The sequence below is a fragment of the Rhizobium alarense genome (genome assembly GCF_021555155.1).
GTDB classification, from domain to species: domain Bacteria; phylum Pseudomonadota; class Alphaproteobacteria; order Rhizobiales; family Rhizobiaceae; genus Rhizobium_D; species Rhizobium_D alarense.
Genome location: NZ_JAKGBU010000046.1, coordinates 21380 through 41921, shown reverse-complemented (window position 1 = coordinate 41921; position 20542 = coordinate 21380). Strand labels below are relative to the sequence as shown.

Genomic DNA, 20542 nt, shown 5'->3' with positions numbered 1-20542 from the left:
GTCGGAGGAGCCGATCTCGTCCGGTGAGGGGACAATCGCACGGGCGGCGCCCCGGCGATGTTCCGGATGGAACAGGGCGCGCCGGCGAGGATCCACGGCGAATGAAAAAGGGCCCGGCGTCGGCCGGCCCCTTTTGAGATGCGATCGGATTGTGGCGCTCAGGCGGCCGTCAGGCTCTTGCGGACATCGTCGTCCGTCAGGATGCCGCTGGCGCGCAACAGGGCGGCGAAGCGGCCGTTGCGCTGGCTGAGCTCGTCGAATGTGCCCATCTCCTCGATGCGGCCGTGATCGAGGAAGATCACGAGATCCGCTTCGCGCACCGTCGACAGGCGGTGCGCGATGATGAAGGTGGTGCGGTTGCGGCGCAGGTTGTCGATCGCCGCCTTGACGCGCGCCTCGGTCTCGACGTCGAGCGCGCTCGTCGCTTCGTCGAGCACGAGGATCGGCGAGTCCTTCAGGATGGCACGGGCGATCGCGATGCGCTGGCGCTCGCCGCCGGAGAGCCGGTTGCCGCGTTCGCCGACATGCGTCTCGTAGCCGCCCTGGCGCTGGGCGATGAAGTCGCTTGCCGCCGCGGCTTCGGCCGCGGCGATCACCTCGTCCTCCGTCGCGTTCTCGCGGCCGAGGCGGATATTGTCGGCGATCGACCGGTTGAGCAGCCCCGCATCCTGGAAGACGGTGGCGATGGACCGCCGCAGCGATTTGCGGGTGACCGTGGTGATGTCGACGCCGTCGACGAGAATCTGGCCCTCGTCGGGGTCGTAGACCCGCTGCAGGAGATTGACCAGCGTCGTCTTGCCGGCGCCCGTCGGCCCGACGATGGCAACGGTCTGGCCGGCATCCGCCACGAAGGAAACGCCCTTCACGCCTTGTCCGGTGCTGCCGAACTCGAAGCCGACGTCGCGGAACTCGACCTTGCCGCGGACGGCGCCGAGCTCGCCGGCATCCTTCGGCTCCTCGCGTTCCCTGACGGAATCCTCCAGCCCGAAGAAGTCCTCCAGCTTGGCGCGCGCCTCGAAGATCTGCGTGGCGAAGGCCTTCATCTGGTCGAGCCGGCCAATCAGCAGGTTGGCGAAGCCGATGAAGGCCACGACTTCGCCGACACGCAGTTCGCCGCGCTGCACCAGCACCGTGCCGATGACGAGAATGACCATCATGGAGATGGTGGAGGCCATGCGATTGAGCGTGCTCGCGAGCGCCCACCAGTCGAGCACCGGAAACTGGGCGCTGATCAAGCGTTCGGTGAAGTGCTTGAGCTGCCGGGTCTCGGCCTCGATGCGGTTGTAGCTGTGCAGCACGGAGACATTGCTGATCGAGTCCGAAACATGGCCGAACACGGTATGGTAATGGCTCTCGACGGAGGCCTGGCCGTCGCGCGTCTTGGCCATCACAGCCTTGCCGATGATGACATAGAGCACACCGAGCACGACGAGCACGACGGACAGGCGGACATCCATGGCAAACGCGGTGGGCACAAGCAAGGCGAGTGCGATCGCCGTCGCCAGATGCGTGCGCATGAATTCGAGCCACAGGCCGAACAGCGTCTCGCAGGCGCGAAGAAGCGTGTGAAGCGCGTTGGACGTGCCGCGCTGGCTGTGCCAGGACAGCGGCATGGAGATGATGCGGCCGAAGGCTTCGGTGATGAGGCTGGCGCGGCGGCTATGGGCCAGGCGATCCGCTTCACGGGCGACGAGCACGAAGGCGATCGTGTTGAACACGCCGAGGCCGGCCCACATCAGGAGGATCGGCGTGACCTCCCGCTTGCCGGAGATCGCGTCGATGATCTGTCCGAAAAGTACGGGTTCGGCGATCGTTATGGCCGCCAATACGATATTGGCCAGGACGACAGCCGAGACACGGAACCTGAAAACGCCGAGATAGCTGAGCGCTCTCGCATAGACTTGGAACAAAGACACCGTTTCACCTTTCGGTCGGGCCGCGGCTGCCGCCGTCGGCTTTTCTGCTGTCGATCCCTTGCGGTTCTCCCTGCGTTCCGGCTATGGACTGGGCCATGCCGCAGCGCACATCTTATCGACGCCCGGATTGTACGGGGCGCTGCATGAACGCCTCCTGAACGGAATTGCCGGTTGATTTCCGGCCACAAGTCCTGTCAACTGTACGTTGCGGCGGTATCGGGCGGCGCACGGGAGCGCTTCCCGGTGCCCGGTTCGGCCGCGGGAAGAGGAGCCGGCCATTCGTCATGAAGGTTGACATTCTTGTACAGTTCCTGGCGCTGCTGGAGGAACTGCGTTCCCCCCGCGATGCGATCCACGAATTCGAACGCCTTCTGGACCGCTGCGGTTTCGACTATTACGGGCTGATCCGCCGGCCGCATGCCAATGCCGGTCCCCTGAGCCGCGTCCTTGCCGGACGGTGGCCGGACAGGTGGCCGGAAATCTACCTGGAGAAGCGTTACGTCGGCATCGATCCGACCGTGCGTTACCTCGGGCATGCGCGTGCCGGCTTCCGCTGGCGCGAGTCGCTCAGCGCCTTCCGCAGCGATCCGAACCGCAAGCGCATGGAGCGCATGATGGTGGACGCCCGCAACAACGGGCTGGAGGACGGCTACATCTTTCCGGTGCACGGGCGCCGGGGCCTGCTCGGCAACCTAACGGTCGGCGGTCGGACCGTCGACCTGCATGCCGTCGAGATCGCACTCTTCGACAGCATCGCCCGCGTCCTGTTCTGGAAGCTCATCGATCTCACCGACCCGGAAAAATCTGCGGTCCTGTCAGCCGATGCCGGCGTGCAGCTGACGCGGCGCGAGATGGAGACGCTCGGCTACCTCGCCGAAGGCATGACCTCCAACGAGATCGCCCGCGTCCTGCAGATCTCCAATCATACAGTCGATTGGTACATGAACGGCCTGCAGGACAAGCTGAAGGCCAAGAACCGCCACCACGCCGTCGCGCTCTCTTTCCGGCTCGGCCTCGTTTCGTGACGAAACGAATCTTTTCGCGCGGCACACTTCCGAAATTGAACTTCGAAAATTGACTCGCTAATAATTCCTTTCGCGGTGCAACATGGCCGCGTCTCAAGTCAATGAGGAGTCCGACTTGCCCATTTCCAAGATCCTTGTCGCCAACCGTTCCGAAATCGCCATCCGCGTCTTCCGCGCGGCCAATGAACTGGGTTTGAAAACGGTTGCGATATGGGCGGAGGAGGACAAGCTGGCGCTCCATCGCTTCAAGGCGGACGAGAGCTACCAGGTCGGCCGCGGGCCGCATCTCGCCCGTGACCTCGGGCCGATCGAGAGCTATCTGTCGATCGACGAAGTGATCCGCGTCGCCAAGCTTTCCGGCGCCGATGCGATCCATCCGGGCTACGGCCTGCTGTCGGAAAGCCCGGAATTCGCCGATGCCTGCGCCGATGCCGGCATCACCTTCATCGGGCCGAAGCCCGACACGATGCGCCAGCTCGGCAACAAGGTGGCCGCGCGCAATCTCGCGATCTCGATCGGCGTGCCGGTCGTGCCGGCCACCGATCCGCTGCCGGACGATCCCGAAGAGATCAGGCGGCTCGCGGACGAGATCGGCTATCCGGTGATGCTGAAGGCATCCTGGGGCGGCGGCGGACGCGGCATGCGCGCGATCCGTGACCCGAAGGACCTGATCCGCGAGGTGACGGAGGCCAAGCGCGAGGCGAAGGCCGCTTTCGGCAAGGACGAGGTCTATCTCGAAAAGCTCGTCGAACGCGCGCGCCACGTCGAAAGCCAGATCCTCGGCGACACGCACGGCAATGCGGTCCATCTGTTCGAGCGGGACTGCTCGATCCAGCGGCGCAACCAGAAGGTCGTCGAGCGTGCCCCGGCGCCCTATCTCAACGAAGCGCAGCGGCAGGAGCTTGCGTCCTATTCGCTGCGGATCGCCGAGGCGACGAACTATATCGGCGCCGGCACCGTCGAATACCTGATGGATTCCGACACGAACAAGTTCTACTTCATCGAGGTCAATCCGCGCATCCAGGTCGAACACACCGTCACCGAGGAGGTGACCGGCATCGACATCGTCAAGGCGCAGATCCATATCCTCGACGGCTTCGCGATCGGCACGCCGGAATCGGGCGTGCCCGCCCAGGAAGATATCCGCCTCAACGGCCATGCGCTTCAGTGCCGCATCACGACCGAGGATCCGGAACAGAACTTCATCCCGGATTACGGCCGCATCACCGCCTATCGGGGCGCCACCGGCTTCGGCATCCGCCTCGACGGCGGCACGGCCTATTCCGGCGCTGTGATTACGCGCTTCTACGATCCGCTGCTCGAGAAGGTCACGGCCTGGGCGCCGACCCCGGAGGAGGCGATCCGCCGGATGGACCGCGCGTTGCGCGAGTTCCGCATCCGCGGCGTTGCGACCAATCTCACGTTCCTCGAGGCGATCATCGGCCATCCGAAGTTCCGCGACAACAGCTACACGACGCGTTTCATCGACACGACACCGGAACTGTTTCAGCAGGTGCGGCGCCAGGACCGCGCCACGAAGCTCCTGACCTATCTCGCCGACGTCACGGTCAACGGCCATCCGGAGGCGAAGGGCCGGCCGACGCCGAACGACGACATCGCGTCGCCCGTCGTGCCGTTCATCGAGGGCGCGATCCAGCCGGGGACCAAGCAGCTCCTCGACGAACTCGGCCCGAAGAAGTTCGCCGAATGGGTGCGCAGCCAGAGCCAGGTGCTGCTCACCGACACGACGATGCGCGACGGCCACCAGTCGCTGCTCGCGACCCGCATGCGCACCTATGACATCGCGCGCATCTCCGGCACCTATGCCCGCGCGCTGCCGCAGCTCTTCTCGCTCGAATGCTGGGGTGGCGCTACCTTCGACGTCGCCATGCGCTTCCTGACGGAAGATCCGTGGGAGCGGCTGGCGCTGGTGCGCGAGGGTGCGCCGAACCTGCTGCTGCAGATGCTGCTGCGCGGCGCCAACGGCGTCGGCTACAAGAACTACCCCGACAACGTCGTGAAGTACTTTGTCCGCCAGGCGGCGAAGGGCGGCATCGATGTCTTCCGGGTCTTCGACTGCCTCAACTGGGTCGAGAACATGCGCGTCTCGATGGACGCGGTCGCCGAAGAGGGGCGGATCTGCGAGGCGGCCATCTGCTATACGGGCGATCTCCTGAGCGCGGCCCGGCCGAAATACGACCTCAAATATTACGTCGCGCTGGCCGAGGAATTGGAAAAGGCCGGCGCCCACATGATTGCCGTCAAGGACATGGCCGGCCTGCTGAAACCCGCCGCGGCGCGCGTCCTCTTCAAGACGCTGCGGGAGGCGACGGATCTGCCGATCCATTTCCATACGCACGACACGTCCGGCATCGCGGCCGCGACCGTGCTCGCCGCCGTGGAAGCAGGCGTCGACGTGGTCGACGCGGCGATGGACGCCTTTTCGGGCAACACGTCGCAGCCCTGTCTCGGCTCGATCGTCGAGGCGCTCAAGGGGTCCGAGCGCGATCCGGGACTGGACCCGCAATGGATCCGCCGCATCTCCTTCTACTGGGAGGCCGTGCGCCACCAATACGCCGCCTTCGAGAGCGACCTCAAGGGGCCGGCCTCGGAGGTGTACCTGCACGAAATGCCGGGCGGCCAGTTCACCAACCTCAAGGAGCAGGCCCGCTCGCTCGGCCTCGAGACCCGCTGGCACGAGGTGGCGCAAGCCTATGCCGACGCCAACCAGATGTTCGGGGATATCGTCAAGGTCACGCCGTCCTCCAAGGTCGTCGGCGACATGGCGCTGATGATGGTCAGCCAGGACCTGACGGTCGCCGACGTGGTCAGCCCCGGCAGGGACGTCTCCTTCCCGGAATCGGTCGTCTCGATGCTCAAGGGTGATCTCGGCCAGCCGCCGGGCGGATGGCCGGAGGCGCTGCAAAAGAAGGCGCTGAAGGGCGAGGCGGCCTATACGGCCGTGCCGGGTTCCCTGCTGCCGCCGGCCGATCTCGACGCCGAACGCAAGGCGATCGAGGACAAGCTCGAACGCAAGGTCACTGATTTCGAGTTCGCCTCCTACCTCATGTATCCCAAGGTCTTCACCGACTACGCGCTTGCCGCCGAGACCTACGGTCCCGTCAGCGTCCTGCCGACGCCCGCCTATTTCTACGGGCTCGGCACCGGAGAGGAGCTCTTTGCCGAGATCGAGAAGGGCAAGACGCTGGTCGTGCTCAATCAGACGCGGGGCGATGTCGACGAGAAGGGCATGGTCAAGGTGTTCTTCGAGCTCAATGGCCAGCCGCGGCCGATCAAGGTACCGGACCGCAACCGCGGTGCGGCGAATGGCGTGCGCCGCAAGGCGGAAGCCGGCAACCCCGCCCATCTCGGCGCGCCGATGCCGGGCGTCATCTCGACGGTCGCCGCAGCGGCCGGCCAGGCCGTCAAGGCCGGCGACGTGCTGCTCTCCATCGAGGCGATGAAAATGGAAACGGCGCTGCATGCCGAGAAGGATGGCACGATCGCCGAAGTCCTCGTCCGCGCCGGCGACCAGATCGATGCCAAGGACCTGCTGATCGTCTACGGCTGAGGTCGCGGCAATCCCGATGGCCGAACGGTATCGAGCCTGATGGCGTCGCGCCGGCCCGGCGCTGTCAGGCCGCGCCGGCGTTCGGATCGCCGTTTCGCGCGGATGCACGCTCGATGCCGCCGACGAGCTTGCGAAGGAGGGCGGCAAGCGTTGCGCGCTCCCCGGCATTCAGTTCCTCGAGGAAGGCGGCCTCGCTTGCCATGTCGGTACGGAAGGCATCCTCCGCACGCGCTGCACCCGCCTCCGTCAGAGCCACCTCTACGCTGCGCCCGTCGTGCGGCGATTTCTCGCGGCGGATGAGGCCTGCCTTTTCCAGCCGGTCCAATCGATGGGTCAGGCCCCCCGAGGAGATCATCAGCGTGGAATACATGTCCGTGGGCGTCAGCCGATAGGGCGGGCCGGAACGGCGGAGCGTCGCGATCACGTCGAATTCGCCGCGGTCGAGGCCGAAGCCGGCGAAGGTTGTCTCGATGCTGGGGCGCACCAGGTTGCCGAGTCGGAACGCCCGGCCGAGGATCGCCATGGGCTCCGTGTCGAGACCGGGCAGTTCCCGCGCCCATTGGCGGCACAGCCGGTCCACATGGTCCTCCGCCGCGTATTCGCTCTGTTCGTCTTTCATGCCTGCCCCGACTGCCGATTGTGCAATCGGATCATATACTTTGCCGCCGGGGGGCGCAAAAGGTATCTCGACGGGAAGAAATATATCTTGACGAGAAGACAATTTTCCACCACATATCTTCCCGTGAAGATAGATTGCATTCGTGAGTAGCGGCAAAGGAAGACGCAATGTTTCATATCCAGCGCCATCAGGAACCGCGGCCGGGCCAGAGCCGCACCGTCCGCTTCGAGGGGCGCGACCTCGGCGGCCCCGTGTCGTTCTTCCTGGTCGACAACGAACCGGGACAGGGCTCCGCCCTGCACCTGCACCCCTATCCGGAAACGTGGATCGTCCGGAAGGGCGAAGCCGAGTTCACGGTGGGTGGCGAGACGGCGCGCGCCTTTCCGGGAGACATCGTCGTCGCCGCCGCCAACATCCCGCATCGCTTCGAAAATGTCGGTTCCGGGCGGCTGGAACTGGTCTGCATTCACCCCGGCGAGACGATCGTGCAGGACCTTGTGTGCGCCGACCCCGCTCTTCAGGAGCCATAAGAGACCGTTTTGAAATGCGTCAGGGCGAGTCAAAAATGGCTTTTTTCGAGCGCCGAAGCGGAGCGTACACCAAGGACGAGAGCATCGGAGCGCAGAAAAACGCCATTCGCAGACAGCCATCACGCAGTTTCAAAACGGTCTCTAGAGAGAATTGCAATGCCCAGGATGATCTTCATCAATCTGCCGGTGAGCGATCTTGCTGTTTCGACCCGCTTCTACGAGGCGATCGGCTGCGAGAAGAACGAGCGGTTCAGCGACGAAAGGGCCGCGTCCATGGTCTGGTCGGACACGATCACCTTCCAGCTCCTGACGCGGGCGTATTTTTCGACCTTCGCGACCCGGCCCGTTGCGACGGCGCATGATGCCGTCGGCATGCTGATCGCGCTGTCGCGCGACAGCCGCGAGGAGGTGGACGCGATCACCGAAACTGCCGGCGCCGCAGGCGGAAAGGCCGACAGCCGCGCGCCGCAGGACATGGGCTTCCTGTATATCCGGAGCTTCGAGGATCCGGACAGTCACGTCTTCAAGCCCGCCTGGATGGACATGTCAGCCGCAACGGGCGCGGACCAGACCGATCCGGTCTGACGAAGCCCAAGGCGGAATTTGCAACTGTGCGGATCGCGGGGAGACAGGACTTCGCGGTCCGTCTGCGGTGCGGCAACGGCGATCAGATGTCGTAGCTCAGCGGCGCGCTCAGCGAGGCGATGAATTTCCGCGTTCGCTCCCGTTCCGGCGCGGAGAACAGGGCGCGGGGCGGGCCGCTTTCGACGATGACGCCGCCGTCCAGAAAGATCACCTGATCGGCAACGCGCGAAGCGAGCCTGAGGTCATGCGTCGCCATCACCATGGTCGTGCCCTCCCGGGCAAGCCGGCCGAGCACTTCGACCACCTCCTCCGCCAGTTCCGGATCGAGCGCCGAGGTCGGCTCGTCGCAGAGCAGCACGCGTGGCGAGGGGGCGAGCGCCCGGGCGATCGCCACGCGCTGCTGCTGGCCGCCGGAGAGCGTCGCCGGCCAGGCATCGGCCTTGTGCGCCATGCCGACCTTCTCGAGCAGTTCCATCGCCCGTGCCTTCGCCTTGTCGGCGGGCCATTTCAGCACGGTGACGAGCCCTTCCATCACGTTGCCGATGGCGGTCTGGTGCGGGAAGAGCTGGAAATTCTGGAAGACCATGCCGGTCTGGCGGCGGAACTTCTGGATCGCCGGCCAGCCGACCTTGCGGCCGGGCGCGAAGTCCAGCCGCTCCGAGCCGAGCCGGATGGAGCCGGCGGTCGGAATTTCCAGCAGATTGACGCAGCGCAGCAGCGTGCTCTTGCCGCCGCCGGACGGGCCGACAAGCGCGGTCACCGTACCCTCCGCCAGGGTCAGCGATATGTCTTTGAGCACGACCGCGTCGCCGAAACGCTTCTCGATATTGGAAAGCTCGATCACGCGCGCGCCTCCAGAAAGCCGCCATAGCGGGCGAAGCGACGCTCGAGCCGCGCCTGCAGCACCGAAAGCACGGAACTCATCGCGAGATAGATCAGTGCCGCCTCGATATAAAGGATCAGCGGCTCATAGCTGGTGGCGACGATGCGTTGTGCCGTCTGGAACAGCTCCGGCACGGTGATGGCGGCGGCAAGCGAGGTGTCCTTGACGAGCGATATGAAGGTGTTGGAGAGCGGCGGCACGGCGACACGCGTCGCCTGCGGCAGGATGGTGCGCCGCATCGCCTGGCTCCAGCTCATGCCGATCGAATAGGCCGCCTCCCACTGGCCACGCGCCACGGACGAGATGGCGGCGCGCACGATCTCGGAGGAATAGGCGCCGACATTGAGCGTGAAGCCGATCAGCGCCGCCGGGAAGGCGTCGAGCAGGATGCCGAGGCTCGGCAGACCGTAGAAGATGACGAAGAGCTGCACGAGCAGCGGCGTGCCGCGGATGACCCAGACATAGAAGCGGAAGACCGCGGCGACCGGTGCCGGCGCGAAGAGGCGCGCGACGGCGGTCGCCAGACCGAGCGCAAGCCCGAGCACGAAGGAGAGCAGCGTCAGCGGAACGGTGAAGACCAGGCCGGCCCACAAGAGGGTCGGCAGCGAATCCGCCATCAAGCGAAGCCAGTCCGGCACGGCGAAAGCCTTTCAGATACAACCGATCCGTTCCGGATGCGGAACGGATCGCTTTCATAGCGTGGAACGGCCGGCGACAAAACCGGTCGTTGTTCGGTCGGCCTCATTTCGAGACGTCGGCGCCGAAATATTTCTGCGCGATGACGTCATAGGTGCCGTCGTCCTTGATCGCGGCCAGCGCCTCGTTGATCTCGGCCAGCAGTTCCGGATCGCCCTTGCGCAGGATGATGCCGGAATGTTCGGCGTCGGCCTGCTCCGCGGCGATCTTCACCGGCGCGTCCGGCTTCTGCTTCTTGAAATCGAGGAAGGAGAGGCTGTCGTTGATCGTCGCATCGGCGCGGCCGGTCAGCACGAGCTGGATCGACTGGTCGAACCCGTCCGTGCCGACGAGTTCGGCGCCCGAGGCCTCGGCCAGCTTGCCGAAATTGCTCGTCAGCGACTGGGCGGCCCGCTTGCCGGAGAGGTCCGCGAAACCCTTGATCTCCTCGTTGTCCGCCCTGACGATCAGCACGGCCTTGGAGGTGATGTAGGGCTCGGAGAAGTCGTATTTTTTCCTGCGCTCCTCGGTGATGCCGACCTGGTTGATGACCACGTCATAGCGGTCGGCGTCGAGGCCGGCGATCAGCCCGTCCCACTTGCCCTCCAGGAATTCCGGCTTCACCCCGAGCTTTTCGGCGACCGCCTCGCCGATCTCCACGTCGAAACCGACGAGCGCGCCGGAGGCGTCGTGATAGGTGAACGGCGCATAGGTGCCCTCGGTGCCGATGCGGAGCACGCCGGCGGAGGTGATCCGATCGAGGTTCTCGCCGGCCGAGGCCGGCTGCGCGAGCACGATCTGCAGGGCGGCGATTGCCGCTGCGGCTGTCGTTGAAAATTTCATGGTTGTTCTTCCGTTTTTCGTTTCCGGCCCGTCGTCCGGATTTGGCGGAATGTCGCACGGAACGCGTGCGGGATAAGCGTATAATTCACCAATTGAAGCGCGTGCCGATGAAGAATTTTGCGCCGGACCCGCTTTTTCCGCGGCAGCCGTTCGCATCGCCGTCGATGGCCGCCAAGGCACGGCTTGATCCCGCCCGGCCGCTGTGAGAAGGACAGGCCGAGAGAAATGCGAAGCCGACCCGCCATGAACTACATCATCCGCACCGCCGACACCGCCGACATCGCCGCCTTCACCGAGATCTACCGCGAATCCGTGCTGAACGGCGTCGCGACCTACGAGATCGATCCGCCCTCCTTCGACGAGATGCGCGGGCGCTTCGCGACGATCACGGGATCGGGATACCCCTATATCGTTGCCGTCGAGCAGACCGGCCTCATTCTCGGCTACGCCTATGCCTCGGCCTTCCGCACGCGGCCGGCCTATCGCTGGCTCGTCGAGGATTCCATCTATCTTGCCCCGGAAGCGCGCGGCCGCGGCGTCGGCAAGGCGCTGCTCCACGACCTGGTGCGACGCTCGACGGGTCTCGGCTTCCGCCAGATGGTGGCCGTCATCGGCGGGGCGCATCCCGCGTCGATCGCGGTGCACCGGTCCGCCGGCTTCGAGCACGGCGGCGTCATGAAGGCGACCGGCTTCAAGCATGGCCGCTGGCTGGACACGGTGATCATGCAGCTGCCGCTCGGCGAGGGCTCGCAGAGCGCGCCCCGCCTGGACGCCTATCCGGCGACGATGGACGGCTGAGGCGGGGGGCCGCGACCGTTCAGGTCTCGACGAGCCGCAGCACCTTGTCGAACACCTTCAACACCTGCTTCAGGTCATGGCCGCGCTTCAGGATCACGCCATGGGTGTTCAGGACGCTGTAGGCACCCTGCTTGGCGGCGAGTTTCGGGGCCTTCTCGATGCGGTAGAGCGGCATTTCGCCGGAGCGTTTGAAGACCGAAAAGACCGCCTTCTCCCGCAGGTGAGCGATCGCATAGTCGCGCCACTCGCCCTCGCCCACCATGCGGCCGTAAAGCCAGAGGATTGCGTCGAGTTCGCGGCGATGGAAGGTGACCGGCAGAGGGTCCTTGCTGCTGCGGTACTCCCGCAAGTCGACAACGATGGTATCTCGCTGAGACGCGGCCCGACTCTCGGGCGAATCCGGCTGATCGGTCATCGAATCTCCGCAGGCGACTTTGACAGCTCAGTGACAGTTTGCCTGAGGATGCCTGAAAAGCAAGCACCGGCGGCCGATCGGGCGCGCAAAACGCGCCATCGCCGCATTTCAGACAAAACCGCGCCCAAATTACAGACGACAGTCTGCCGCGTTGCCTCCGTCCGCCCCGCTTTTGCATGTGCGGGAAAACGGGCCGGATCGGAGTGCACGCGTCGAAGCTTCTTTGTATTCCGTTGCCGGAAGCTTCGCAGGTCCGGTCCGGTCTGCCTTCGAACCCTCAAGCCCCAGCCCCTCGAAGCAGCCGGTCCGGACCACCCCTCATCCTCCTCGCCGCAACAGACGGCAAGAGGGAGGGCGTCATTTTTCCTGCAATTTTTCGGGTAGAAGCACCGTTGCGCCCAGAATCGCACCGGGCGTGTCCGCCGAACGCATGCGCTGCACGAGAATCGCGCAGCCGCCGTTCTCCTTCTTGGCAAGCATCGCGGCGGGCAGCACCAGATTGGTCTCCTTGCCCTCCCACATGCCGATCGTCTCGATATCGGTCACGGCGTGCCAGTAGTTGACGGTGCGGCCGCGGTTCTCGCCATCGGCGATCTCGACGGAGCGTTCGCGGTCGAAATAGGCCACGACGATAGTCGCCTTGCCCTCCCCCGGTCCGACCCGGATGCGGATCTCGTCCTGGTTGATGCCCGCGCTGACCGGGACCTTGAGGCCCTTGCCTTCGGCATTGAGGCCGTCGATCCGGTTGCGGATACCCTTGAGGTTGCCGCCGTTCAGGTGCTCGCGGCCGTTGAGCACGGCCTGGGGCGTGTAGACGCTGTTGCGCCCGAACATCCGGGCATAGGCATATTGCCGCTCGGTATTGCCCTTCGACGACATGGTGTCGGCCCAGCCGAGATAGTTCCAGTAGTCGACATGATAGGCGAGCGCCACCACGTCGCCCTCGCGCGCCAGTGCCTCCAGCGCCTTGTCGGCGGGGGGACAGGAGGAGCAGCCCTGGCTGGTGAAGAGTTCCACGACACCCTGAACCGCGCGGCCGTCACCGGCGATCGCGGCGACGGCACCGGATACGGTGGCGATCGTCACTATCAGGCCTGCAAGGAGCGTCTTGTTGGGCATCGGAAGATCCACGTCGTGACCGGCGGCGCACCCCGATCGCCCGATCGTCTTACGCGCTCGACGTTTCAACAGGAAGTCACGATGGAGTGAAAGTCAGGCGGCGGCGGACGCCGGGAAAAGGTCTGCGCCGGGGGGGTGTTCTCCCCGGCGCGTTTTCAGCGTCTCCGTCAGGCGGCGAGGTCTCTGAGGACGGTCTGGAGGATGCCGCCGTTGTTCATGTAGGTGACCTCGTCGAGGGTGTCGATGCGGCAGAGGATGGGGATGTCCTTCGTGGTGCCGTCGGCATAGGTGAGCTTTGCGATCTTCTTCTCGCGCGGCCTGATGTCGCCCTCGAGGCCCTCGATGGTGACGGTCTCGTCGCCCTTGAGGTCGAGCGAGGCCCAGGTCGTGCCGTCCTCGAAGGTGAAGGGCACGATGCCCATGCCGACGAGGTTGGAGCGGTGGATGCGCTCGAAGGACTGGGCGATGACGGCCTTGACGCCCAAGAGGCTGGTGCCCTTGGCCGCCCAGTCGCGCGACGAGCCGTTGCCGTATTCGACGCCGGCGAAGATGACGAGCGGCACGCCCTCCTCCTTGTATTTCATCGCGGCGTCGTAGATCGACATCTCCTCCTTGGACGGATAGTGGATCGTGTAGCCGCCCTCCTTGCCGTTCGGGCCGAGCATGTGGTTGCGCAGGCGGATATTGGCGAAGGTGCCGCGCATCATCACCTCGTGATTGCCGCGACGCGTGCCGTACTGGTTGAAGTCGGCGACACCGACGCCGTGGCCCATCAGATAGGCGCCGGCGGGCGAGGCCGCCTTGATCGAACCGGCCGGCGAGATGTGGTCGGTGGTGATCTTGTCGCCGAGAAGGCCGAGCACGCGCGCCCCCCTGATGTCGGAGAGGCCCGAACCGGTCCTGCCCATGCCGACGAAGTAGGGCGGGTTCTGCACATAGGTCGAGGCGTCGTCCCAGGCATAGGTCTGGCCGGGCGGCACCTGCACGGCCTGCCAGTTCTCGTCGCCCTTGAAGACGTCGGCATATTTGGCGGCATAGAGCGCGCGGGTGACGTATTTGAGGATATAGTCCTGGATCTCCTGCGACGACGGCCAGATGTCCTTCAGATAGACCGGCTTGCCGTCGCTGCCTTCACCGAGCGGTTCCGTCGTCAGGTCCTTCTGCACCGAACCCGCCAGCGCATAGGCGACGACGAGCGGCGGCGAGGCGAGGTAGTTCGCCTGCACGTCCGGCGAGATGCGGCCCTCGAAGTTGCGGTTGCCGGAGAGAACGCCGGCGGCGATGATGCCCTTGTCGTTGATCGTCTTCGACACCGGACCCGGCAGCGGCCCGGAATTGCCGATGCAGGTGGTGCAGCCGAAGCCGACCAGGTTGAAGCCGAGCGCGTCGAGGTCCTTCTGCAGGCCGGACTTTTCCAGATACTCGCCGACCACCTGGCTTCCCGGTGCGAGCGAGGTCTTCACCCAGGGCTTGCTCTTCAGGCCCTTGGCCACCGCGTTGCGCGCCAGCAGCCCGGCGGCGATCAGCACCGAGGGGTTCGACGTGTTGGTGCACGACGTGATCGCGGCGATCGCCACGTCGCCGTGGCCGAGGTCGTAATCCGTGCCCTCGACCGCATAGCGGTTGGCAAGCTGGCCCGGCTTCTTGTAGTCGGCCTCCATGGCGCTCGCGAAGCCAGACGCGATGTTTTCGAGCGGCACGCGGCCTTCCGGACGCTTCGGACCGGCCATCGCCGGCACCACGTCGCTCAAGCTCAGCTCCAGCGTGTCGGTGAAGACGAGGTCGGCGCCGTCGCCGTCGCGCCACATGCCCTGCGCCTTCGAATAGGCCTCGACCAGCGCGATGCGGCTCTCTTCACGGCCCGACATCGTCAGGTAGTTGATCGTCTCGGCATCGACCGGGAAGAAGCCGCAGGTGGCGCCGTATTCCGGGCCCATGTTGCCGATCGTCGCGCGGTCGGCAAGCGTCATGTTGTCGAGGCCGTCACCGAAGAACTCGACGAACTTCGACACCACGCCCTTCTTGCGCAGCATCTGCACGACCATCAGCACGAGGTCGGTCGCCGTGACGCCTTCCTTGAGCTTGCCGGTCAGCCTGAAGCCGATCACCTCCGGCAAAAGCATCGACACCGGCTGGCCGAGCATGGCCGCCTCCGCCTCGATGCCGCCGACACCCCAGCCGAGAACGCCAAGCCCGTTGATCATCGTCGTGTGGCTGTCGGTGCCGACGCAGGTGTCCGGATAGGCGATCGTCTCGCCGTCCTCGTCCTTCGTCCAGACCGTCTGGCCGAGATATTCGAGATTGACCTGGTGACAGATGCCCGTGCCGGGCGGCACGACGCGGAAGTTCTTGAAGGCCTGCTGGCCCCACTTCAGGAACCGGTAGCGCTCGCCGTTGCGCGCGTATTCAAGCTCGACGTTGCGGGCAAAGGCCGTCGCCGTGCCGAACTCGTCGACGATCACCGAATGGTCGATGACGAGGTCGACGGGAACGAGCGGGTTGATCTTCTCCGGATCGCCGCCGAGCGACACCATCGCGTCGCGCATCGCCGCCAGATCCACCACCGCCGGAACGCCGGTAAAGTCCTGCATCAGAACGCGCGCCGGGCGATAGGCGATCTCGTTTTCCACCGTGCCCCGGTTCGACAGCCAGTCGACGACGCCGAGAATGTGCTCCTTCGTCACCGTCCGCCCGTCCTCGAAGCGCAGCAGGTTCTCCAGGAGCACCTTCATCGAATAGGGAAGCTTCGATACGCCGGCAAGGCCGTTCGCCTCCGCCTTCGGCAGGCTGTAATACACATAGTCGGTGCCCCCCACCGAGAGGACCGAACGACACTTGAAACTGTCTAGGGATCTGGACACCTTTTACCCCGCTTCGTCTGATCGCCAAAACATGACGTACGAACGCCCTGCACGCATAAGCGCGGTATGGGATGCGGGTGCGGCCATTTCCGCTGTCCGTACCCGAGAACAATGCCCGTGTTCGGCGCTAGAATGAAATTAACGCCGACCGCTGGCGTAACTGCCGCCTTATAGATAATTTCCAAGGCGGGTTCCAGAGTGTCCGGGAGCATTTCGGGACATTTTTTTGCAATGCGACCAAGGTCGTAACGGAAAGTCAACGGCATGCGCCTTACTGCGGAGGGCCTCGGCGCGAGACGGGGCGAGGACCTCATTTTTCACGACGTCACCTTTGCGGTCGAGGCCGGCGCGGCGCTGGTCGTGAAAGGCCCGAACGGTTCCGGCAAGTCGACGCTGTTGCGCGTCGTCGCGGGTCTCCTGCCGGCCGAAGCGGGACGCGTGCGGCTCGACGGACGTCCGGAGCCGGCGGGACGGGTGGCGGAGGCCTGCCACTATCTCGGCCACCGCAACGCGATGAAGCGCGAGTTGACGGTCGAGGAAAATCTCGCCTTCTGGAAACGCTTCCTCGGCGACTGGCCGGGCGGCACGGCCCTGTCGGTTGCCGCGGCCACCGAGGCAGTCGGCCTCGGTGGCATTGCCCACCTGCCCTTCGGCTATCTGTCGGCCGGCCAGCAGCGGCGCATGGCGATGGCGAAGCTGCTCGTCGCGTCGCGGCCAGTCTGGATCCTCGACGAGCCGACCGCGGCGCTCGATGCGGCAGCCGAAACGATGTTCGCAGCGCTTGTGACGGAGCACCTGAAGAAGGGCGGGCTGGCGCTTGCCGCGACCCACCAGCCGCTGGGCCTGGAGGGGGGGGAGGAGCTGCGGATGACGGGCTTTGCAGGCGCGGCGGAGAGCGTGTGGTGATCCGGTTAAGGCCCCTTCGCCAACCCCTCCCCACAAGGGGGAGGGGCTTCCTCGCGGAACTGTCACATCGCGTCCGTAACGTTTCGATCGGTGGCGGCGCTGACAGAAGCAAAAGCCTTGATTTTCTGCTGCCAGGGGTGCGGCAAGTTGGCCCCTCCCCCTTGTGGGGTGGGGTTGGGGAGGGGGTCTTGCGTTCTTCCAGCGCTGGAGCATCGGCATGACCGCCCTCCTTTTGCGCGACCTCAGGCTCTCCGTGCGCGCCGGCGGCGGGGCGATGATCGGCGTGCTGTTCTTCATGACGGTCGTCGCGGTCATTCCCTTCGGCGTCGGGCCGGACCTCAACCTGCTTGCCCGCATCGGGCCGGCCGTTCTCTGGATCGGCGCGCTGCTCGCCTCGCTTCTCGGGCTCGACCGGCTGTTCCAGGCGGAGCGCGAGGACGGTTCGCTCGACCTGCTGCTGATGCAGGAAACGCCGCTCGTCCTGACCGTGCTCGTCAAGTGCCTGGCGCACTGGGTCGCGACCGGCCTGCCGCTCGTCGTCGCAGCCCCGCTGCTCGGCCTCTTCATGAACATGGACGAGGTCGCGATCGGCGCGACGATGCTGACGCTCGTCGTCGGCACGCCGGCTATCACCTTCATCGGCGCCGTCGGCGCAGCGGTCGCCGTATCGCTGCCGCGCGGCGGGCTGCTCGTCTCGATCCTCGTGCTGCCGCTGGCGATCCCGGTGCTGATCTTCGGGGTCAGTGCGGTCTATGCGGCGGTCGAGGACCCCGCGCCCTTCCTGCCGCCCTTCATGATCCTGTCCGCGATCACCCTGTTCTTCGCCGTCCTCGGTCCGCTCGCGGCGGCGGCGGCGCTCAGGAGCGGCGCCGACTGACGGATCCGGTCGTCGTCGTGCCGTCGTGCCCCCAGGACCGTGCCGCACGCCAGAAGACGGTCTGGTCGGCATAGCCGAGCGTCTCGGCGAGGTGCTTTTTCGTGACCCGCCCCGCGGCGAGGTGAAGCGCGGCGAGCGTGCGGCGATGCTGCCGCAGGAGCTCGCGCAGCGACGTGCCCTCCTCGGCGAGCCGCCGCTGCAGCGTGCGCGGCGACAGGCCGAGTTCGGCGGCCATGGTTGCGATGGTGATCGGCTTGTGGGTCAGGTAGATGCCGATCAGGTGCAGGACCTTGCGGGCGATCCCCTCGCCGGAATCGGTTTCGCCCAGATGGTCGGCGATATGGCGCTCCAGCACGGCCGACAGGCCGGCATCCTCCGTCCGGTAGAGGCGCCGCGCATCCGCCTCCGCGACGACGAGCGCGTTCGCCGGCTGGCCGAACCGGAGCGGCGCGCGGAAGATGCGCTCGAGCGCCCCGGTATCGCGCGGCGCGGGATGCTCGAAGCGGATCTCCAGCGGCCGGAAGCCGCGCGAGAAGCAGGTGCGCAGCAGCTGGCAGGTGACGGCGAGCGTGAATTCGCTGTCCTGCCGGCGCGGCCACAGCGCCCGGTCGACAAGCTGATAGGTCCACAGCACGGTGCCGTTCTCGGCGATCACGCCCGAACTGGTCGCGCCCTGCACCGCGGTCACGTATTTCGCGAGCCGTCGGAAGCCGCTCTCGATCGTCGGTGAAATGGAGACGAGCACGCCGATCGGGCCGATATCGGCCGGCTTGGAGAATGTGCCGAGGCGGGCGCCGAACGCCGGATCGCCGAGCACCGCTGCGGCATCCTCGAAGAAGGCGACATAGCGCGCCATCGGCACGACGGCATAGGGATCATCGAGCTGCGAGCGCAGAATGCCGTGTTTCGCCAGCAGAAGGTCGGTCTTTCCGGACTTCCGGTCGATGAAATGCACGAGCGAGGCGAGCACGGAGGCGCGAATCGACGCGACGGTGGGCAGCCGGTTGGCTGAAAGTAGGGCATCTGCCGAATTTGCCGTCTTCATGGGCATCCGTGGCGCGGTTTATCGAATCATTGACGCAACACGCAATTTCGAGGCCAGACGGGCGCACCTACCCTTCTTGACGAACGACAAGAAAGAGGGGTTCCCATGACTGTCGAAGCCAGCATGCCGATGGCCGCGCCCGACCGGCTCGCCAAGAATTCGGTGGGCCTTGCCCATATCGTGTTTTTCGTCGTCGCGGCGGCCGCGCCGCTGACGGCCGTGGTGGGCGCCTCGCCCGCTGCCTTCGCCTTCGGCAACGGGGCGGGCGTGCCGGGCGCCTTCGTGCTGGCCGGCCTGCTCTATCTCGTCTTCTCCGTCGGCTTCACGGCAATGGCGCGCCATGTCGGCGGGGCGGGCGCCTTCTACACCTATATTGCCCAGGGCATCGGCAAACCGGCGGGCGTCGGCGGCGCGCTGATGGCGCTCGTCACCTACAGCGCGGTGCAGATCGCGGTCTATGCGCTTTTCGGCGTCTTCATGGCGGGTGCCGTCGCGCCGCTCGGCCTCGATCTTGCCTGGTGGGTCTGGGCCTTTGCCGCGCTCGCGGTCGTGCATGTCTGCGGCCAGCGCAACATCGCCTTTTCCGGCGCCATCCTCGGCGTCTGCATGATCGCCGAGATCGCCGTCCTGCTGCTGCTCGACCTCGGCATCCTGTTTTCCGGCAGCGCACCCGAGGGGATCGGCCTCTCGGCCTTCGCACCGTCCTCCGTCTTCGCGCCGGGACTCGGCGTCGCACTGGTCTTCGTCGTCGGCTCCTTCATCGGCTTCGAGGCGACGGCGATCTTCGGCGAGGAAGCGGAAAACCCCGAAAGGACCATTCCGCGCGCAACCTATGTCGCCGTGCTGCTGATCATGGTCTTCTACGCCTTCTCGACCTGGGCGATCGTGCAGTTCTACGGACCGTCCAAGGTGCAGGAGACGGCCGCTGCCGGTCTCGAGACCTTCTATTTCGCCGCCTCGGACGCGGTGCTCGGCCCGTGGTCGTCGCAGGTGATGAACGTGCTGCTCATCACCAGCCTGTTTGCCTGCGTGCTCTCCTTCCACAACACGCTCAACCGCTACTTCTTCGCCCTCGGCCGGGAGGGCATCGCGCCGAAGGGCCTCGGTTCGGTGCATGCGAAACACGGCTCGCCCTTCGTCGCCGGCATGCTGCAGAGCGCGCTCGCGGCCGTCATCCTGGCCGCCTTCGTGCTCGGCGGCGCCGATCCCTATGCGGTCGTCTTCTCCTGGATGTCGGCGCTGGCGGTGATCGGCATCCTCGCCGTGCAGGCGCTGGTTTCGATCGCGGTCATCCTGTTCTTCCGCAGGAACGCCTCCGGCCATGGCATCCTGACGACGACGGTGGCGCCTGCCGTCGCTTTCTTCGGCCTTGCCGGCGCGCTGCTGCTGGTCGTTTCCAACCTGCCGCTGCTTTCCGGCAGCGACAGCCTGGTCGTCGCCGCCTTCCCCTATCTGATCGCGCTCGTGGGGCTCCTCGGCGCGGCCTTCGCGATGCAGATCGCCCGGACCCGCCCAGAGCTCTACGCCGCGCTCGGAAAGGCCTTCGAATGATCGCCGCGCTTCATGGCACGACCGGCCCGGACCGCCTCGCGGCGGTCCTCCTGCCGGCGCTGGCGACACTCTGCCTGGTTTTGGCCGCCGCACCTCCGCACCTCCTCTGCGACGTCCTCTGCCTGCATGGCGAAGCGGTGATGGCCGGCATCGAGGACATCTGCGCGCGCCGCCTCGCGCCCTGACCACAGCGACCCCCGGCGGCGCGCCGACGCGCCGCCCCACCCCTCCGGAAAGGTTTCCCATGGACGCCGTCATCACCAAGACCCATCCGCTCGATCCGCTTGGCCTCGGCGAGATCGCCGCCGCCGTCGCCTTCCTGA

Annotated in this window: 18 protein-coding genes; 9 read left to right on the top strand and 9 right to left on the bottom strand. The window is 65.8% G+C overall.

The window, feature by feature from the left end; all coding sequences use genetic code 11:
• Positions 1-158: 158 nt before the first annotated feature.
• Entirely contained in the window at positions 159-1916 is a 1758-nt protein-coding gene (locus LXM94_RS15270; RefSeq protein ID WP_235772328.1) for a glucan ABC transporter ATP-binding protein/ permease, read from the bottom strand.
• Between the two features lie 284 nt (positions 1917-2200).
• On the opposite strand from LXM94_RS15270, the gene LXM94_RS15265 reads away from it, so the two are divergent.
• Together LXM94_RS15265 and pyc are read left to right on the top strand one after the other, a co-directional pair.
• Positions 2201-2941 (top strand): helix-turn-helix transcriptional regulator, encoded by a 741-nt coding sequence (locus LXM94_RS15265; RefSeq protein WP_235772327.1) that lies wholly within the window; start codon positions 2201-2203, stop codon positions 2939-2941.
• A gap of 115 nt (positions 2942-3056) precedes the next feature.
• Entirely contained in the window at positions 3057-6512 is a 3456-nt protein-coding gene (gene pyc / locus LXM94_RS15260) for a pyruvate carboxylase (RefSeq protein ID WP_235772326.1), read from the top strand.
• Positions 6513-6576: 64 nt separating this feature from the next.
• Here pyc and LXM94_RS15255 read toward each other — a convergent pair whose 3' ends face one another.
• Positions 6577-7131: a MarR family winged helix-turn-helix transcriptional regulator gene (locus tag LXM94_RS15255; protein WP_235772325.1), complete on the bottom strand. Its 555-nt coding sequence runs from the start codon at positions 7129-7131 to the stop codon at positions 6577-6579.
• 167 nt (positions 7132-7298) lie between these two features.
• Here LXM94_RS15255 and LXM94_RS15250 point away from each other — a divergent pair, with 167 nt between their 5' ends.
• Entirely contained in the window at positions 7299-7661 is a 363-nt protein-coding gene (locus LXM94_RS15250) for a cupin domain-containing protein (protein ID WP_235772324.1), read from the top strand.
• A gap of 156 nt (positions 7662-7817) precedes the next feature.
• Entirely contained in the window at positions 7818-8246 is a 429-nt protein-coding gene (locus tag LXM94_RS15245; RefSeq protein ID WP_235772323.1) for a VOC family protein, read from the top strand.
• An 82-nt stretch (positions 8247-8328) separates the two neighbouring features.
• Here the strand turns inward: LXM94_RS15245 and LXM94_RS15240 are convergent, their stop codons facing one another.
• The 3 genes from LXM94_RS15240 to LXM94_RS15230 form a co-directional block, all read right to left on the bottom strand.
• Entirely contained in the window at positions 8329-9090 is a 762-nt protein-coding gene (locus LXM94_RS15240; RefSeq protein ID WP_235772322.1) for an amino acid ABC transporter ATP-binding protein, read from the bottom strand.
• On the bottom strand, positions 9087-9767 hold the full coding sequence (locus LXM94_RS15235) for an amino acid ABC transporter permease (RefSeq protein ID WP_235772321.1): 681 nt from the start codon (positions 9765-9767) through the stop codon (positions 9087-9089). Before LXM94_RS15235 ends, LXM94_RS15240 begins: the two co-directional genes overlap by 4 nt.
• A gap of 103 nt (positions 9768-9870) precedes the next feature.
• The gene (locus LXM94_RS15230; RefSeq protein WP_235772320.1) at positions 9871-10647 is read right to left on the bottom strand and encodes an amino acid ABC transporter substrate-binding protein; all 777 of its coding nucleotides are present in this window, start codon (positions 10645-10647) and stop codon (positions 9871-9873) included.
• 243 nt (positions 10648-10890) lie between these two features.
• Here LXM94_RS15230 and LXM94_RS15225 point away from each other — a divergent pair, with 243 nt between their 5' ends.
• Positions 10891-11445, top strand: a complete 555-nt coding sequence (locus LXM94_RS15225) for a GNAT family N-acetyltransferase (RefSeq protein ID WP_235772319.1) — start codon at positions 10891-10893, stop codon at positions 11443-11445.
• 19 nt (positions 11446-11464) lie between these two features.
• On the opposite strand, the gene LXM94_RS15220 is transcribed toward LXM94_RS15225, so the two are convergent.
• The 3 genes from LXM94_RS15220 to acnA form a co-directional block, all read right to left on the bottom strand.
• On the bottom strand, positions 11465-11860 hold the full coding sequence (locus LXM94_RS15220) for a DUF2794 domain-containing protein (protein ID WP_235772318.1): 396 nt from the start codon (positions 11858-11860) through the stop codon (positions 11465-11467).
• A gap of 357 nt (positions 11861-12217) precedes the next feature.
• Complete coding sequence (locus LXM94_RS15215; protein ID WP_235772317.1) at positions 12218-12979, bottom strand: DUF1223 domain-containing protein; 762 nt, start codon at positions 12977-12979, stop codon at positions 12218-12220.
• A gap of 167 nt (positions 12980-13146) precedes the next feature.
• Positions 13147-15840 (bottom strand): aconitate hydratase AcnA, encoded by a 2694-nt coding sequence (acnA, locus tag LXM94_RS15210; protein WP_235772316.1) that lies wholly within the window; start codon positions 15838-15840, stop codon positions 13147-13149.
• A 264-nt stretch (positions 15841-16104) separates the two neighbouring features.
• Here acnA and ccmA point away from each other — a divergent pair, with 264 nt between their 5' ends.
• Together ccmA and ccmB are read left to right on the top strand one after the other, a co-directional pair.
• Positions 16105-16746 carry a heme ABC exporter ATP-binding protein CcmA gene (ccmA, locus tag LXM94_RS15205; protein ID WP_235772315.1) on the top strand — a complete coding sequence of 214 codons (642 nt, stop codon included), beginning with the start codon at positions 16105-16107 and terminating at the stop codon, positions 16744-16746.
• Positions 16747-16963: 217 nt separating this feature from the next.
• Positions 16964-17623 (top strand): heme exporter protein CcmB, encoded by a 660-nt coding sequence (gene ccmB / locus LXM94_RS15200; protein ID WP_235772314.1) that lies wholly within the window; start codon positions 16964-16966, stop codon positions 17621-17623.
• On the opposite strand, the gene LXM94_RS15195 is transcribed toward ccmB, so the two are convergent.
• A complete protein-coding gene (locus LXM94_RS15195) occupies positions 17604-18668 on the bottom strand; it encodes an AraC family transcriptional regulator (RefSeq protein WP_235772313.1) in 1065 nt (354 codons plus the stop codon). The genes ccmB and LXM94_RS15195 overlap by 20 nt on opposite strands.
• A gap of 105 nt (positions 18669-18773) precedes the next feature.
• On the opposite strand from LXM94_RS15195, the gene LXM94_RS15190 reads away from it, so the two are divergent.
• Both LXM94_RS15190 and LXM94_RS15185 read left to right on the top strand, forming a co-directional pair.
• On the top strand, positions 18774-20219 hold the full coding sequence (locus tag LXM94_RS15190; protein ID WP_235772312.1) for an APC family permease: 1446 nt from the start codon (positions 18774-18776) through the stop codon (positions 20217-20219).
• Positions 20216-20404, top strand: coding sequence for a hypothetical protein (locus LXM94_RS15185; RefSeq protein WP_235772311.1), 189 nt, complete (start codon positions 20216-20218; stop codon positions 20402-20404). The genes LXM94_RS15190 and LXM94_RS15185 overlap by 4 nt, the downstream gene beginning before the upstream one ends.
• The last annotated feature ends 138 nt before the right edge of the window (positions 20405-20542 follow it).